Source organism: Ammoniphilus sp. CFH 90114 (genome assembly GCF_004123195.1).
Taxonomy (GTDB): Bacteria; Bacillota; Bacilli; order Aneurinibacillales; family RAOX-1; genus YIM-78166.
Genome location: NZ_SDLI01000013.1, coordinates 21,824 through 37,105, shown reverse-complemented (window position 1 = coordinate 37,105; position 15,282 = coordinate 21,824). Strand labels below are relative to the sequence as shown.

The following is a 15,282-nucleotide window of genomic DNA, read 5'->3' as shown; positions in this document are numbered from 1 at the left end:
CCAATGTTTTTACGCCACCAAGTTTTTTATAGTTAATCTTGTTTTAAGCCATAATAGCAGCCATGATTGCCTTCTGGGCATGCAGTCTGTTTTCCGCTTCATCAAAGATCACAGAGTGCTTACCGTCAATCACGCCAGCAGAAACTTCTTCGCCACGGTGAGCAGGCAAGCAGTGCATGAAGATAAACTCATCGTCTGCATACTTCACAAGCTCTTCATTCACTTGGTACGGTGCAAATACTTTTACCCGTGCCTCTTGTTCGTCTTCTTGACCCATGCTCGCCCATACATCGGTGTAGATAATGTCGGCGTCTGCCACAGCTTCAATCGGATTGTCCGTAATCGTAACTTTGCTTCCGCTGATTTCAGCGAAACCTTTTGCCATAGCGACCACGTCCTCTGCCGGCATATAACCTTCTGGAGAAGCAATCGCGACATTCATCCCTAGCTTCGTGCATCCGTTGAGCAAGGAGTGCGCCATGTTGTTGCCGTCTCCCACATAAGCAAGCTTCAAGCCTTTTAAATGGCCTTTTTGCTCAATGATCGTCTGGAAATCAGCCATAATTTGGCAAGGGTGAAATTTATCCGTTAACCCGTTAATGACAGGGATGGAAGAATACTTTGCTAGTTTTTCTACCTTTTCGTGCTCGAACGTCCGAATCATAATCCCATCTAAGTAGCGAGCCAGAACTTGAGCCGTATCCTCAATCGGTTCCCCTCTTCCAATTTGCATATCGCGACTGCTAAAGAACATGCCTTGACCGCCCAATTGGTAGATCCCTACTTCAAAGGACACGCGCGTTCTCGTAGACGCCTTCTCAAAGATCATCCCTAACGTTTTGCCTTTTAGCGGCTGATAAGCAATGCCCTCTTTCTGCATCCCTTTAATCTCTGCCGCTAAGTCTAGTAAATAGGTAAGCTCCTCTGCTGTAAAATCCGCCAGACAAAGGAAATCTCTCCCCTTTAAATTCACCTGATTGGCTAACTGCGCTACTTTTGTTTCTGCGTTCATATGTTGACTCGCTCCTTCTCTCTTAAATATTGTCCGAGATCCAGCGGTTCGGTGATATTCCCCGCTTTCACTTTGAGATAAGAAGAAAAGGTATCGAGTGAAGTGAAGCAAGGGATATTCAGTTGAACCGCCAATTGCCTCAATTCAAAGCCTAATCGGCCCTGCTTGTTCCCGACTGTTGGGGTGTTGACTAAGGCCTTCACCTCTTGTTTCGTACAAATATCACGAACTCGTTTTGCATCTTCTACTACCTCTGTTACCGGCAGTCCATGGGACGTAAGATAAGCAGCCGTTCCTGGAGTCGCAATCAAGTTCAGTTCTTTTAGTTCGGATAGGAAAGGCACAAACTCTTCTTTCATCGTATCGGATAAAGAAAGCATCACCGTGTCACCCTCAGTTAATGGAGGGCAAATCCCTTCCTTCCAATGAAGGGCTTTTCCGATCGCTTCCTGCAAGTTGCGAGAAAGTCCGATGACTTCGCCCGTGGATTTCATTTCTGGTCCTAAGGCAGGGTCCACGCCACGAAGTTTAATCGTTGAGAACACAGGTCCCTTTACCGCGTAAAACGAAATGTCTTCTAAAAGCCCCGTTTGTGGAAGCTTTTCTCCTAACTGAGCCTTCACCGCCAGCTCAACCATCGGTACACCTGTCACCTTGCTCACAATCGGGACCGTACGAGAGGCTCTTGGATTGACTTCTAAGACGTAAATCTGTTCGTCTGTGATGACGAGCTGGATATTGATCAAGCCCTTCGCCTGCATCTCGGCTGCGATTTGCTGTGTATAGGCTGTAATGATTTCTTTTTGCTCTGTACGAACCGATGGAGCTGGGAAAATCGCCATACTATCTCCGGAATGAACCCCTGCACGCTCCACGTGCTGAAAGATTCCAGGAATAAGCACTTGTTCCCCATCACAGATCGCATCGACTTCGACTTCCATCCCCGACACATACTTATCCACTAGAAGCGGGAAACTAAACGTAGTCTCAGTGAAGTAGGATTCTAATTCCTCCGGTTGGTTCAAGACGACCATGCCGCGTCCGCCAATCACATAAGAGGGACGTACGAGAACGGGATAGCCTAATTTTTCAGCTGCGACATAGGCTTCTTCTTGCGATTGAACGCTAATGCCTGGAATGTGCGGGATGTTTAGCTTCTGAAGCAATTGATAGAACAAATCGCGATCCTCTACCAAGTCAATCGATTCAACGGATGTTCCATAAATGGTCACTCCCATCTTCTCCAATGGACCTGCTAGATTCACAGCCGTCTGTCCACCAAACTGCACCATCACCCCGTCGACTTTTTCCTTTTCGATTACGTTAAGTACATCAGATATTGCTAAAGGCTCAAAGTAAAGTTGATCTGCTGTATTAAAATCGGTACTTACCGTTTCTGGATTGTTGTTAATGACGACCGCTTCCGCTCCTAGCTTGCGGATCGATTTTGCAGCATGAACCGAGCAGTAATCAAACTCAATCCCTTGACCGATACGAATCGGACCAGAACCCAGAACCAGCACCTTCTTCTTCGGCTCGGTGACGGTTACTTCGTCTCTACCTTGCCAAGTGGAATAATAGTAAGGCGTGGCGGCCACAAACTCGGCTGCACAGGTATCCACTAGCTTATAGCTTGGAGACCAATTCCACTGATTCCAGCGCTCGCGAACCTCTGTGAGTTCAACCCCAACGAGTTCAGCAATCGTTTCATCTGCAAAACCTTTCAGCTTCGCTTCCTTCAACAACGCTTCAGGAACCTCTGCCCAAGAATAAGAAGCGATTTCTCTCTCTATGCGTACGATATTTTCAATGGCTTGTAAAAAGAACGGGTCAATTTGCGTAATCTCGTGGATCTCAGGTAAGGTAATGCTGCGTCGGAATGCCTCCGCGACCAAGAAGATTCTCAAATCCGTCGCTTGATCTAAGCCTACCTTGAGCTCTTCGTCTGAAAGTCCCTCGAGATTCAGCTGTAAATGATGAACACCAGTTTCTAATGAACGAATCCCCTTCAAGAGAGAAGCTTCTAGGTTACGGTCGATGGACATCACTTCGCCCGTCGCCTTCATCTGAGTGCCAAGCAAGCGATCCGCATGCGGGAATTTATCAAACGGCCAACGAGGTACCTTCGTCACGATATAATCGATGGCTGGTTCAAAGCTTGCATACGTATAACCCGTTATCGGATTGATGACTTCATCCAAGTGATATCCGATCGCCAGCTTCGCTGAGATCCGGGCAATGGGATAGCCTGTTGCCTTCGAGGCAAGGGCACTCGAACGACTGACTCGTGGATTGACCTCGATTAACACATAACGTTCGCTATGAGGATCCATAGCCATCTGAATATTGCATCCCCCCACAACACCGAGGGCGCGAATAACTTTTGTCGATACCGAACGAAGCATTTGATATTGACGATCGGTTAATGTTTGGGATGGAGCTACGACGATGCTGTCTCCCGTATGTACACCAACCGGATCGATATTTTCCATATTACATACGATAATGCAGGTATCATTACTATCCCGCATCACTTCGTATTCAATCTCTTTCCATCCCTTCACACTCTGCTCGATGAGGATCTGACGGATCGGACTGGCAGCCAAACCTCGCTTAGCCACATTGCGAAGCTCTTCTATCTCTCCTGCAATCCCACCACCAAATCCGCCAAGTGTGTAAGCGGGACGCACGATCACTGGATAGCCAATTTCTTCAGCAAAACTCAACGCTTCTTCGACGGTATTTACCGTTTTACTTTCCGGAACAGGTTCGCCGATTTCTAGCATCAATTGCTTGAAATCTTCACGGTCTTCCCCTTTTTTAATCGTATCTAAAGGAGTTCCCAACAGCTCCACGTCATACTTCTCGATAATGCCTGCATCCGCTAATTCTACCGCTAGATTCAACCCGGTCTGTCCTCCAAGGGTAGGAAGAATCCCATCCGGTTGTTCCTTGGCAATAATTCTCTCTAACGACTCCACCGTTAGTGGTTCCATATAAATCTTGTCAGCCACTTCTTCATCCGTCATAATCGTAGCCGGATTATTATTGACCAGGATGACCTCAATGCCTTCTTCTCTTAAAGCAAGACAAGCTTGAGCTCCTGCATAATCAAACTCGGCCGCCTGGCCGATGACGATCGGACCTGAACCGATCACGAGGATTTTCTTGATGTGTTCAAACTTAGGCATATGTCTTTTCTCCTATGGATTGGCATTGCTCGATGAATTGATCAAAGATAAAGTCCGAATCGCTCGGTCCTGGGTGGGCTTCCGGATGGAATTGCACCGTTGAAATAGGAAGTTCGCGATGAGCTATGCCTTCTACCGATTTGTCGTTGACATTAATGTATGAAATGTTTAACACGTTTTTATTTACAGACTCTTCTTTCACCATGTAGCCATGGTTTTGAGAGGTAATATACACTTTTCCCGTTTGCGTATTCTTCACCGGATGGTTCGCTCCGCGATGTCCATACGGTAATCTAGCGGTATCGCATCCGTAAATCAAAGCCGTCACCTGATGTCCAAGGCAAATGCCAAGCGTAGGATAAGCTTCGATAATCTTCTTCAGCTCCGGAAGATGCGGAATCATTTCCTTCGGGTCTCCCGGTCCATTAGATAAAAGAATACCGTTAGGTTGGATCTCCATAATTTCCTTTAACGTGACATCGTAAGGGAAGACCGTTACCGCACAGCCTCTGGCCAATAGTGAGTCCAAAATCGATTTCTTATAACCAAAATCAATTAAAGCAACATGCGAACCGCTTCCTGGATAATGAACCTTCGATTTCGTGGAAACAAGCTCTACCTGACCGGTAACCGGTGTGATCTCCGGTTGATCGGTTGGATCTGTCGTAATCTTCCCGAACACAAGACCCTGCTCCCGAATGATCTGCGTCACGGTGCGCGTATCGATCCCCGTAATGCCACCTAAATCGTATTTCGCCGCCATCTCCGCTAGCCCATGTTGGGAAAGGTAATGGCTCGGTTGTTGACACAACTCGCCGACGACGAGACCCTTACAAGCCGGACGAACACTTTCATGATCGATCTGGTTCACGCCATAGTTTCCAATCAACGGATAAGTGAAGGTAACAATTTGTCCGGAATAGGAAGGATCCGTCAATACTTCTTGATATCCGCTCATGCCAGTGTTAAACACTAGCTCTCCCTGGCAAGCTTCCAAGTTTCCAAACAAGGTTCCTTCGAATACGTCCCCCGTGCTTAATACGAGGTATCCTAACATAACTCAACCGCTCCTTTATGTGCCTGAACGACCTGCAGAATTTTTTCTACAGCCATTTCCATTTCTTGTTGTGTAATCGTAAACGGTGGTAGAATACGAAGTACCTTCGGTCCTGCAACCAAGGCGAGGATACCTTCTTCTTCTCTTAGCTTTGTTACAATCGGACCTACTTCAAAGTCAAACTCAACGCCAATCATTAATCCTTTACCGCGACCGCCTAGCTTCTCCATGAAGTAAGCTCCCTTTTCCTCGACTTCAGGAAGGTAGGCCTCAATCGCTTCTAGTGTGGCAAGACCCGCCGCCATAGCCAAAGGATTCCCGCCAAAGGTCGTGCCATGGGTTCCTGGTCCAAAGGTGTCAGCCAAGAATTCCTTCGCCATCATGGCTCCAATTGGAAAACCGCTTCCTAGCCCTTTCGCCATCGTAATGATATCTGGTTCAATGCCGTAATGCTGGTGTGCAAACCATTTTCCTGTACGACCAATTCCGGTTTGAACTTCATCGACGATTAAGAGAAGTCCATGCTGTTGGCATTGCTCCGTAATCACTTCTACCCATGCTGGATCCGCTGGATGCACGCCGCCTTCTCCTTGAACCATCTCGAGCATAATGGCACAGGTTTTATCCCCAATCGCTTCCTTAAGGGCTTCGATATCGTTGTAAGGAATCGTCTTAAAGCCTTCTGGCAGGGGACTGAATCCGATCTTTACTTTTTCTTGTCCGGTAGCCGTGAGTGTCGCTAAGGTCCGTCCATGGAAGGATTGCTCAAAGGTAATGATTTCGTATTTGCCTTTTTCATTTCCGTATTTACGAGCCAGCTTGATCGCTGCTTCGTTCGCTTCTGCGCCACTGTTGCAGAAGAATACGCGATCCGCGCAGCTGATTGAAGTGAGCTTCGTTGCTAGTTCTTCTTGCTGAGGAATGTTAAACAAGTTCGAGCAGTGCCATAGGGTATCGAGTTGCTCGGAAATTTTCGCTTTTACCTGTGGTGGAATATTACCAAGAGAAGTCACGGCAATCCCTGAAACAAGATCTAAATACTTCTTCCCTTGATCATCGAAAAGGTAATTCCCTTCTCCCTTCACAATGTTAATGGGCCATCTCGCATAGTTTGAAAATAAATGACTCACCTCTACTCCACCTTCCCTGTAATTTTCGTTCCCACTGACTCCCCTTGTACGGCACGACTTAAGTTGCTCGGATCAATAATCACAACCTGATCAGCTGCCTTCAGGGCATCCATCGCTGCTTTCACCTTTGGAATCATGCCTCCGGTGATGACCCCACTTGCGATTAACTCATTGACACCCTCTACCGTTAACTCCGGTATCACTTCGCCGTTCTCCATGACTCCTGGTACATCCGTCACCACGATTAACTGAGAAACTTCCAGCGCGGATGCAACCGCTCCGGCTGCCGTATCGGCGTTGATGTTATAAGACTGCCCTTCCGAGTCCAATCCGAGTGGCGCAACGACTGGAATATATCCCATATCACTGATTTGCTTTAAGATTTCTGGCTTAATCTGTTCAATCTGCCCGACAAAACCGAGTGGACCCGGCATCTTACTCGCCTGAATCAGCTGTCCATCCATCCCGCTTAGTCCGAACCCATAGCCTTGCAGGTTTTTCACGATTTGCTTATTGGTCTGACCGATGAGCACCATCTCGACCACTTGAAGCGTCGCTTCATCTGTGACTCGAAGGCCATCGATAAATTGAGGTTCTATATTAAAAGACTTTAAGGTATTGGAGATCGCCGGCCCGCCGCCGTGGACGATCACAGGATCAAAACCGTCTCTTTTTAATTGGATCAACTCTTCGTAGAAAGACGCTTGAAGATTATCTAGCGTACTTCCCCCACACTTTAACACGAACATGTTTCTCTCTCTCCGCTTCTTTATATAAATGAGGAGAATAAGGGAAGATTTTTCGCTTATTCTCATGAACCTGAGGAATTGTCGGGTTTTAAGAGGAAAAAGTTCCGTTATTGGCTTGAAAAGCCCCTTTTGAAGCTCTTTTTCGCTAGATAACGGAAGAACTTTCTCTTATTCCCGCTGTTTTTAGCTATGTTTTCTAAATAGCGGAAAATTCTACGTTTACGGATACACCGGACTAAACGTTAACCCCGTCGTTTCCTCTAGCCCCGCCATAATGTTCATATTCTGGATCGCTTGACCAGCGGCCCCTTTCACCACATTGTCGATCACGGACAGGATGATCAAACGATTCGTGCGCTTATCCACGTGTAAAGCGATGTCGCAATAATTGGATCCGTAAACTTCCTTCGTCTTCGGATGACTTCCTTGTGGGCGAAGTCGAACAAACGGCTTTCCTTCGTATGCACTTTGATAGAGTTCTTGGAAATTCACGTCTTCCGTGATCGTCGCATACATCGTACATAAGATCCCGCGGGTCATCGGAACCAGGTGTGGTGTGAACGAGATAATTGGATCTTGTTGATAGAGTCGATTCAATGTCTGCTCGATCTCCGGCGTGTGCTGGTGCTTTGCTACTTTATAAGCTGCTAGATTTTCATTTACTTCCCCATAGTGAGTGGCGAGAGAGGCCGCACGACCTGCTCCAGACACTCCTGATTTGGCATCAATAATAATTGATTTCGGATCGATATAAGGCATCGCTGGTGCCAGCCCTAATGCCGCTGCTGTTGGATAGCACCCTGGATTAGCAATCAGCTGTGCTTGCTGAATTTGCTCCTTGAACCATTCCGGCAGACCATAAACCGCTTGTTGAAGATAGCTGCTGTCTGCCGTTGTTTTTCCATACCAAGTCTCATACGTTTCCGCTGGAAGTCTAAAATCTCCAGATAGATCAATCACTTTTCGTCCTGCCTCAAGTAAGGAAGGAACTAACTTACTGCTAATGCCCGATGGAGTGGCAATAAACACCCACTCTGCTGTGGCGTTTATATCAATCTCTTCTAAAGGATACTGAGCAATATTCATCAGATGAGGATAGACTTCCGTCATTTCCTTCCCTGCTTGTGAACTCGCAAATAATGAGGTGACCTTCGCATACGGATGATGATGTAAAAGACGGATCAATTCGACTCCGCTATACCCCGTAGCCCCAATAATCGATATATTCATATGGATTCTCTCCCTGTAGCCGTTAATATTTATGAATCATTATACAAGGGTTATAATTTTTATACAACAGGAAAAAATGTTTTTTTATTAATCCCTTGTTATTTTTATTCATACATAATTCCAGGAATGTCTACAATTTTTGAACATAGAAATGAGATAAAGGGCAATGAAGAATTCCATTGGCAGGTTTATGGGCTCAAAAAAGGTCAACGGGAGCTCTTCATTCCCTATTAAGGAGGTGAAAAAATGCATACATGGTTTCTTAAATTGGCGGCAGGCTATTTTGTCATTGGAGTCTTGGTGGGTATGGGAATGTCGATGACGCATCAATTTGGCTTAGTCAGCTTGCATGCTCATATCAATTTATTGGGATGGATGTCGATGGCTTTATTTGGTATTATTTATCACTTATATCCAGCAACAGCCGAATCAACGTTATTTCGATGGCACTTCTGGCTCTACAACATCGGACTCCCCATTATGATGGTTGCTCTATATCTAGTACTTACTGGAGTCAATGCCGCTCTCCCTTTTATTCCTGTCGGAGCAACAGCCGTCATTATTGGAGTCATTGTATTTGCCGTCAATTTGTGGAGAAATATAAAAGCGTAAGGAATCAAGAGGCTGCCATCAGCCTCTTGATTTTTTTGCGAATAAATCCCTTCCATTCATGCCACTTTATAGAAAGAGACTTTAACATTAGGGAGTATCTCGATGAGAAGAAATGTGTTTAGGCGGCAGAAAAAAAGCAAAAGCAAAACCTACACCCATATCGGTATCTCATCAGACGTCTTGTTATTGCATCGGCTAGAAGACAACCTTGAGATGATCAAGCAGTTGTTTCATGATTGCTCCGATGTCGTCTACCGTGAGTTGACATTACAGCCCCATGTTCAAGGAGTTCTCATCTATATAGATGGGATGGTTGATTCAGACATGATCAGCGATCATGCTCTTACTCCCTTGCTGTTCCGTTTTGGCCAACAAGCCGTAGAGCCCGATACACGCATCCCGAATTTGTTGGAAAACGGTCAATCTGTATCCCAAGTTTCTGAGGCCAAGACGGTTTCTGAAGCTGTGAACGCGATTCTAACGGGGAATGCCGTTCTCCTCGTGCAAAGGTTTGATCGTGCGACCATTCTCAGTGTTCGTGGAGGAACGAGACGTGGGGTGCAGGAACCCAATACCGAGTCTGTTATTCGAGGACCAAGAGAGGGCTTCTCGGAAAATTTACGCACCAATTCCGCTCTCATCCGTTTTCGGTTGAAATCTCCTCAATTGAAGATGGTACCCTTCGTTCTAGGAGAGCATACCCAAACCAATATCGCGCTCGCCTATATGGAGGGTTTAGCCGATCCGGATGTCATTAAGGAAGTCACGGCCCGGATTAAAGATATTAAAATCGATGGGGTTCTAGAAACGGGCTATCTCGAAGAATTAATTGAAGATGATCCCTATTCTCCTTTTCCACAAGTTCAATACTCAGAGAGACCCGACACGATTGCCGGGCAACTGTTGGAAGGGAGATTTGTCATTTTAGTAGATGGTACCCCTTTTGCCTTGAGCGGACCTGTAACGGCGGTTCAGTTCCTACAAGCTTCAGAGGATTATTACGAGCGGTATATGATCGTCAATCTGATTCGATGGCTTCGTTATATTTTCCTTTTTATCTCCTTGCTATTTCCTGCTATCTATGTCGCCGTGATCACGTATCACCATGATATGTTGCCAACCAACCTGATCTATACGATTGCGGCAACGAGAGAAGCGATTCCATTCCCGGCTCTTATAGAAGCTTTAATTATGGAAGTCGCCTTCGAAGCCTTACGAGAAGCCGGAATACGTTTGCCAAAAACAGTGGGACAAGCCGTAAGTATTCTAGGCGCTCTCGTGATTGGTCAAGCTGCAGTAGAAGCCGGAATTGTATCAGCTCCCATGGTCATTATTGTTTCCATTACAGGGATCGCTTCCTTTACCATCCCTCGTTTTAACTTTGCGATCACAGTTCGAATGCTGCGCTTTCCTATAATGATTTTGGCTGGAGTTTTCGGGCTTTATGGGATTATCATCGCCATGATGTGGATTATCATGCACATGTGCAGCCTGCGATCCTTCGGCGTTCCTTATATGTCAGGCTTTGCCCCACTGAACTTAAACGAGCTCAAAGATACCTTCCTGCGTGTGCCATGGTGGAAAATGAATGAACGTCCCTCTACCTACACCGATCAGGAGAATAGGCAAAGGATGGCCACAGATATGAAGCCTGAACCACCAACTCAGGGGAAAAAACGGATATGAAAAAAATGCTGCTTTTCCTCATACCCTCCATGATCCTGAGCACAGGTTGTTGGGATCGTATAGAAATAAATGATGTGGCTTTCGTAGCAGGTACGGGAGTGGATAAGGTTGAGGACAACTATCTCGTTTCTATTCAGGTTACGCTGCCTGGTCAGATGGGAGGGAAAGGGTCGAGCGGCGGAGGTGGAGGAACCAGTGGGACAGGTCCCTGGTATGTGGAATCCGCCGAAGGGAGCACACTGAGAGAAGCCAACGAGGTTCAACAATCTATGCTCTCAAGACAGCTCAATTTTTCTCACCGCCGCGTGATTGTTTTCGGGGAGGATCTAGCTAAAGAAGGAGTGTCTCAATCCTTAGACATCTTAGTACGCGTCCCTCAGAATCGGTTGAGTACTCTTGGCGTTGTCGTAGAAGGTCAGGCACGGGATGTATTAAACTCGGATGCACCGATTGAGAACTTTCCAGCGGAGATGATTCGAGAAATGGCTCAATCCGTGATGACGGAAAATCCAACCCTAAGAGTTCTAACAGAGAAATTATTAAAAGAAGGGATCGACCCCATTCTCCCTTACCTTGCTCAAACTAAGACCCATCCCGGACCTAAGGGACAAGCCAAGACGAATATTCAGTTTAAAGGAATGGCGGTCTTTGACCAAGATAAGCTGGCGGGAGTCCTTGAAAATGAGGAAGCCTCGATTCTCTTGGTCGCTATGGATCAGTCCCCTCTTCCCACGATTCGGGTCGTCCCTCCACATGGCGAGGGACGACTCGAGGTCAGATTCGAAGACGTGCAATCTCGCTTGAAGCCTACCATCAAGGGTGACAAACTCCACATAAAAGTGGAAGTGGATACAAGGGGATCCTTGGTCGAGAATGCCTCCCAATATGATATTACGAAAAATGGCAATCTACGTGATTTAGAAGGACTATTGCGCAAAACCATAGAGACCACAATGGAAGATGTTATCCATAAGCTGCAGCATGAGTTTCATTCCGATCCTATTGGGATTGGCGAAGCCTTCCACCAAAGATATCCTAAAAAGTGGGCGGATATGCGCGAGCAATGGAAGAAGGAATATTACCCTCGAGTAGATGTAGAAGTCGTAGCTAATGTCCATATTGAACATACCGGTTCCATCACCAAACCGTTTGGTTTTAAGGAAGGAGAAATCGCGCCGTGAATTCACCACTCATCCAAGGATTCATTGCTATCGGGCTCCTTCTAGCCCTGGAATGGAAGACTCTAAAAAAGGAGAACCGGCACACGCGATGGTTTGTCTATGGGATCTTAGGTACCAGCTGGCTTCTGTGGATCTACTGTTCTAGTGCAATCGACGTTCACAGGCCTATGGTTTGGCTAGAAAGCTTGCTAGAACCCCTTATTCTTGTACCGTAAGGAAGTGAACCATTGGAAAGGATCTCTGCTCACCAAGGAATGCTGATTATCTGTGCCTTAACGCTCAATTCGACTCTGATCAGCGTGCCGGCCCAAGTGATTGGAATGGCTAAACAAGACGCCTGGATCTGCTATCTAATCGCGATGGTCATCCCTCTTTCCGCTTGGTGGCTCATCTCCAGGATTCTAGCCCGTTTCCCAGACCATGATCTACTAACCATTATGATTGAGCGATATCCATACTTGGGTAGGGTGTTCGGTTTTTCCTATCTTCTCTTTTTTTTGATTATCCTAGCTCGAGATATTCGGTTAATCAGTGATTTCATTAATATTATCATCCTACAGAATACACCAATCGTGGTCATAACTTCTCTTGCGGTAATAACGGCGATCTTTATGACCCGTGGGGGGATTGAACTCGTCGGAAGAACGGCTGAGATTTATCAGAGCGCTTTGATCCTGATTGTTTTATCCCTCCCGATCTTCCTATTACGTGAATTTGATGGTCGAGATTTTCTACCGATCTTTGAAGCAAGCGTTGGAGATCTGCTCAATGGCAGCTGGTATGCTGTCGCCTATCTTGGCGAGATGATTGCCTTGGCTTTCATGGTACCGGGAAAACAAATTTCTTTCCGACATGGTCTATGGGGATTTTTTATAGCGATCTTTCTGTTAGAAATTCTCATCACGTTCAATGTTACCGTTCTCGGTCCGGAACTGGCTCCCCGATTCATGTACCCGAATCAGGAGATGATTCGCGCGATCCGGATAACCGACTTTCTCGATCGTTTGGATCTTCCTATTATCGGAATCTGGATGCCCGCCATGATTGTCAAGATCGGAGTAGGACTTTTCTTGGTTTGTCACGCCATTAAGCAATTAGCACCCAAAATCTCCCCCAAGTCCATCATGGGACCTCTCGGACTTTTTTCTCTGGTGTGTTCCTTCTGGTTTTTTAGTGACGCCATTCAGACTCTGAACTTTAACAGGACTTGGCCAGCCATCGCCCTTCTATTTGAATGGCTGATTCCTGTCCTTCTGTTTTGGATCCTCAAACCAAAGAACGGGAGAAGTGTGAATAAATAAGGACTTGCGATTTTGGCAAATTTCGAACTTCCCCTCGCAAATCGCTGATAAATCCAAGTTGATTATGGTAATATAGGAATATCGTGCTTGTACAATAAGGAGGAAATTTCAAATGTCAATCGATCAATTGGCCATTAATGCCATACGCGCCCTCTCCATTGATATGGTAGAGCAAGCAAATTCCGGACATCCAGGCATGCCCATGGGGGCTGCTCCCATGGCTTACGAGCTGTGGGCAAAGCAGATGAACCACAATCCAGCGAATCCCGAGTGGGTCAACCGCGACCGTTTTGTCCTTTCCGCTGGACATGGTTCTGCCTTACTTTACAGCTTGCTTCACCTTACCGGTTACGATCTTCCCATCGAAGAGTTGAAGAACTTCCGTCAATGGGGCAGTAAAACACCTGGACACCCTGAGTTTGGCCACACTCCAGGCGTAGAAGCCACAACCGGACCACTTGGACAAGGAGTTGCTATGGCCGTGGGGATGGCTATGGCCGAAGCCCATTTAGCTGCGACTTATAATAAAGAAGGATTTAAAGTCGTCGATCATTATACATACACCATCTGCGGAGACGGGGACTTAATGGAAGGCGTATCCGCTGAGGCCGCTTCGATGGCCGGACATATGGGACTTGGTAAGCTGATTGTCCTCTATGATTCCAATGATATTTCCCTTGATGGTGAACTTAGCTTTGCCTTCACCGAAAGTGTAGCGAAGCGCTATGAATCTTACGGCTGGCAATACCTTCGCGTAGAAGACGGAAACGACATCGAGGCGATAGGACGAGCTATACAAGAAGCAAAGCAAGACCTTGTTCGACCTGCGATGATCGAAGTCCGTACCGTGATTGGCTACGGCAGCCCGAATAAAGCAGGAAAATCCGCTGCTCACGGCTCCCCACTAGGGAAAGACGAGGTCACTTTAACTAAGCAAACGTATGGCTGGGAGCATGAACCTTTTGACGTACCAGAGGATGCGCGCAACCATTTTGCCCAAATCAAAGGAGAATTGCAGAAAAAAGAAGATCAATGGAATGAGCTCTTCGCCGGTTATAAGCAAGCCCACCCTGAATTGGCTCAGCAATTTGAGCAAGCCATGAAGGGCGAGCTTCCTGAAGGCTGGGATGCAGACCTTCCTGTCTTCGGAACCGATGCACCGAAGATGGCTACGCGCGAATCTTCTGGCGCTGCGCTGAATGCCATTGCGAAAAACCTGCCGACTCTATTCGGAGGATCTGCCGATCTAGCTTCTTCCAACAATACGACATTGAAAGGCCTAGACGTCTTCGATCGTCATAATTATGCGGGCCGTAACGTATGGTTTGGTGTTCGTGAATTTGCGATGGCGGCTGCGTTGAACGGATTGTCTTTACATGGAGGGGTTCGTCCGTATGGCGGAACGTTCTTCGTCTTCTCTGACTACCTGCGTCCAGCTGTCCGTTTATCTGCTTTAATGAAGCAACCCGTGATTTACGTTCTGACTCACGACAGCATCGCCGTAGGAGAAGATGGTCCGACTCACGAACCTGTGGAGCACCTGCCTTCCCTTCGCGTCATGCCAAACCTACTGGTTATGCGTCCAGCGGATGCCAACGAAACCATCCAAGCTTACCGCTATGCGATCGAGCAAAAGGAAAACCCTGTCGCGATGGTGCTGACTCGTCAGAAGCTTCCGGTTCTTGAAGGAAGTGCAGAAAAAGCCCGTGAAGGCGTCGCAAAAGGAGCCTACGTGGTGGCAGATCCAGCTGATGGAGCGAAGCCACAAGTTCAATTGCTGGCAACGGGTTCCGAAGTCAGCTTAGCAGTTGAAGCACAGGTGGCCCTCGCAGCCAAAGGCATCGCCGCTCGCGTCGTGAGCATGCCAAGCTGGGAGCTTTTCGAAAAGCAATCTCAGGAATACAAAGACTCCGTTATCCTTCCTGACGTCAAGGCTCGCGTCGGCATCGAGATGGCTTACCCACTGGGCTGGGAGAAGTATGTGGGTGACCACGGAACGATCATCGGCATCAAGGAATTTGGTGCTTCCGCTCCTGGAGACCGTATCCTGAAGGAATATGGATTCACGGTGGAGAATGTGGTAGCTCAGGTAGAGAAGGTTTTGGGATAATTTAAAAAGGGCTGACCCAAGGA

Annotated in this window: 12 protein-coding genes; 6 read left to right on the top strand and 6 right to left on the bottom strand. The window is 47.0% G+C overall.

Translation table 11 applies throughout. From position 1 onward, the window contains the following. Window positions 1–43: 43 nt before the first annotated feature. The 6 genes from argF to argC all read right to left on the bottom strand — a co-directional run bounded on the left by argF (window position 44) and on the right by argC (window position 8,369). Complete coding sequence (gene argF, locus EIZ39_RS21850; RefSeq protein WP_129202882.1) at window positions 44–1,012, bottom strand: ornithine carbamoyltransferase; 969 nt, start codon at window positions 1,010–1,012, stop codon at window positions 44–46. After that, window positions 1,009–4,203 (bottom strand): carbamoyl-phosphate synthase (glutamine-hydrolyzing) large subunit, encoded by a 3,195-nt coding sequence (gene carB / locus EIZ39_RS21845; protein ID WP_129202880.1) that lies wholly within the window; start codon window positions 4,201–4,203, stop codon window positions 1,009–1,011. Before carB ends, argF begins: the two co-directional genes overlap by 4 nt. Then, complete coding sequence (locus EIZ39_RS21840; RefSeq protein WP_129202878.1) at window positions 4,196–5,260, bottom strand: carbamoyl phosphate synthase small subunit; 1,065 nt, start codon at window positions 5,258–5,260, stop codon at window positions 4,196–4,198. The genes carB and EIZ39_RS21840 overlap by 8 nt, the downstream gene beginning before the upstream one ends. Beyond that, window positions 5,254–6,390 (bottom strand): acetylornithine transaminase, encoded by a 1,137-nt coding sequence (locus EIZ39_RS21835; RefSeq protein ID WP_129202876.1) that lies wholly within the window; start codon window positions 6,388–6,390, stop codon window positions 5,254–5,256. Before EIZ39_RS21835 ends, EIZ39_RS21840 begins: the two co-directional genes overlap by 7 nt. 2 nt (window positions 6,391–6,392) lie before the next feature. Beyond that, window positions 6,393–7,139: an acetylglutamate kinase gene (gene argB, locus EIZ39_RS21830; RefSeq protein WP_129202874.1), complete on the bottom strand. Its 747-nt coding sequence runs from the start codon at window positions 7,137–7,139 to the stop codon at window positions 6,393–6,395. A gap of 219 nt (window positions 7,140–7,358) precedes the next feature. Further along, window positions 7,359–8,369, bottom strand: a complete 1,011-nt coding sequence (gene argC / locus EIZ39_RS21825; RefSeq protein WP_129202872.1) for an N-acetyl-gamma-glutamyl-phosphate reductase — start codon at window positions 8,367–8,369, stop codon at window positions 7,359–7,361. Window positions 8,370–8,615: 246 nt separating this feature from the next. On the opposite strand from argC, the gene EIZ39_RS21820 reads away from it, so the two are divergent. From EIZ39_RS21820 to tkt, 6 genes are all read left to right on the top strand, one after another. Beyond that, window positions 8,616–8,981, top strand: coding sequence for a cytochrome-c oxidase (locus EIZ39_RS21820; RefSeq protein ID WP_129202870.1), 366 nt, complete (start codon window positions 8,616–8,618; stop codon window positions 8,979–8,981). A 102-nt stretch (window positions 8,982–9,083) separates the two neighbouring features. Then, a complete protein-coding gene (locus EIZ39_RS21815) occupies window positions 9,084–10,667 on the top strand; it encodes a spore germination protein (protein WP_129202868.1) in 1,584 nt (527 codons plus the stop codon). Continuing rightward, entirely contained in the window at window positions 10,664–11,848 is a 1,185-nt protein-coding gene (locus EIZ39_RS21810; protein ID WP_129202866.1) for a Ger(x)C family spore germination protein, read from the top strand. Before EIZ39_RS21815 ends, EIZ39_RS21810 begins: the two co-directional genes overlap by 4 nt. After that, window positions 11,845–12,063 carry a hypothetical protein gene (locus tag EIZ39_RS21805; protein WP_129202864.1) on the top strand — a complete coding sequence of 73 codons (219 nt, stop codon included), beginning with the start codon at window positions 11,845–11,847 and terminating at the stop codon, window positions 12,061–12,063. The genes EIZ39_RS21810 and EIZ39_RS21805 overlap by 4 nt, the downstream gene beginning before the upstream one ends. A gap of 12 nt (window positions 12,064–12,075) precedes the next feature. Next, window positions 12,076–13,149 (top strand): GerAB/ArcD/ProY family transporter, encoded by a 1,074-nt coding sequence (locus EIZ39_RS21800; protein WP_129202862.1) that lies wholly within the window; start codon window positions 12,076–12,078, stop codon window positions 13,147–13,149. Between the two features lie 112 nt (window positions 13,150–13,261). Continuing rightward, window positions 13,262–15,259 (top strand): transketolase, encoded by a 1,998-nt coding sequence (gene tkt, locus EIZ39_RS21795; RefSeq protein ID WP_129202860.1) that lies wholly within the window; start codon window positions 13,262–13,264, stop codon window positions 15,257–15,259. Window positions 15,260–15,282: the final 23 nt, after the last annotated feature.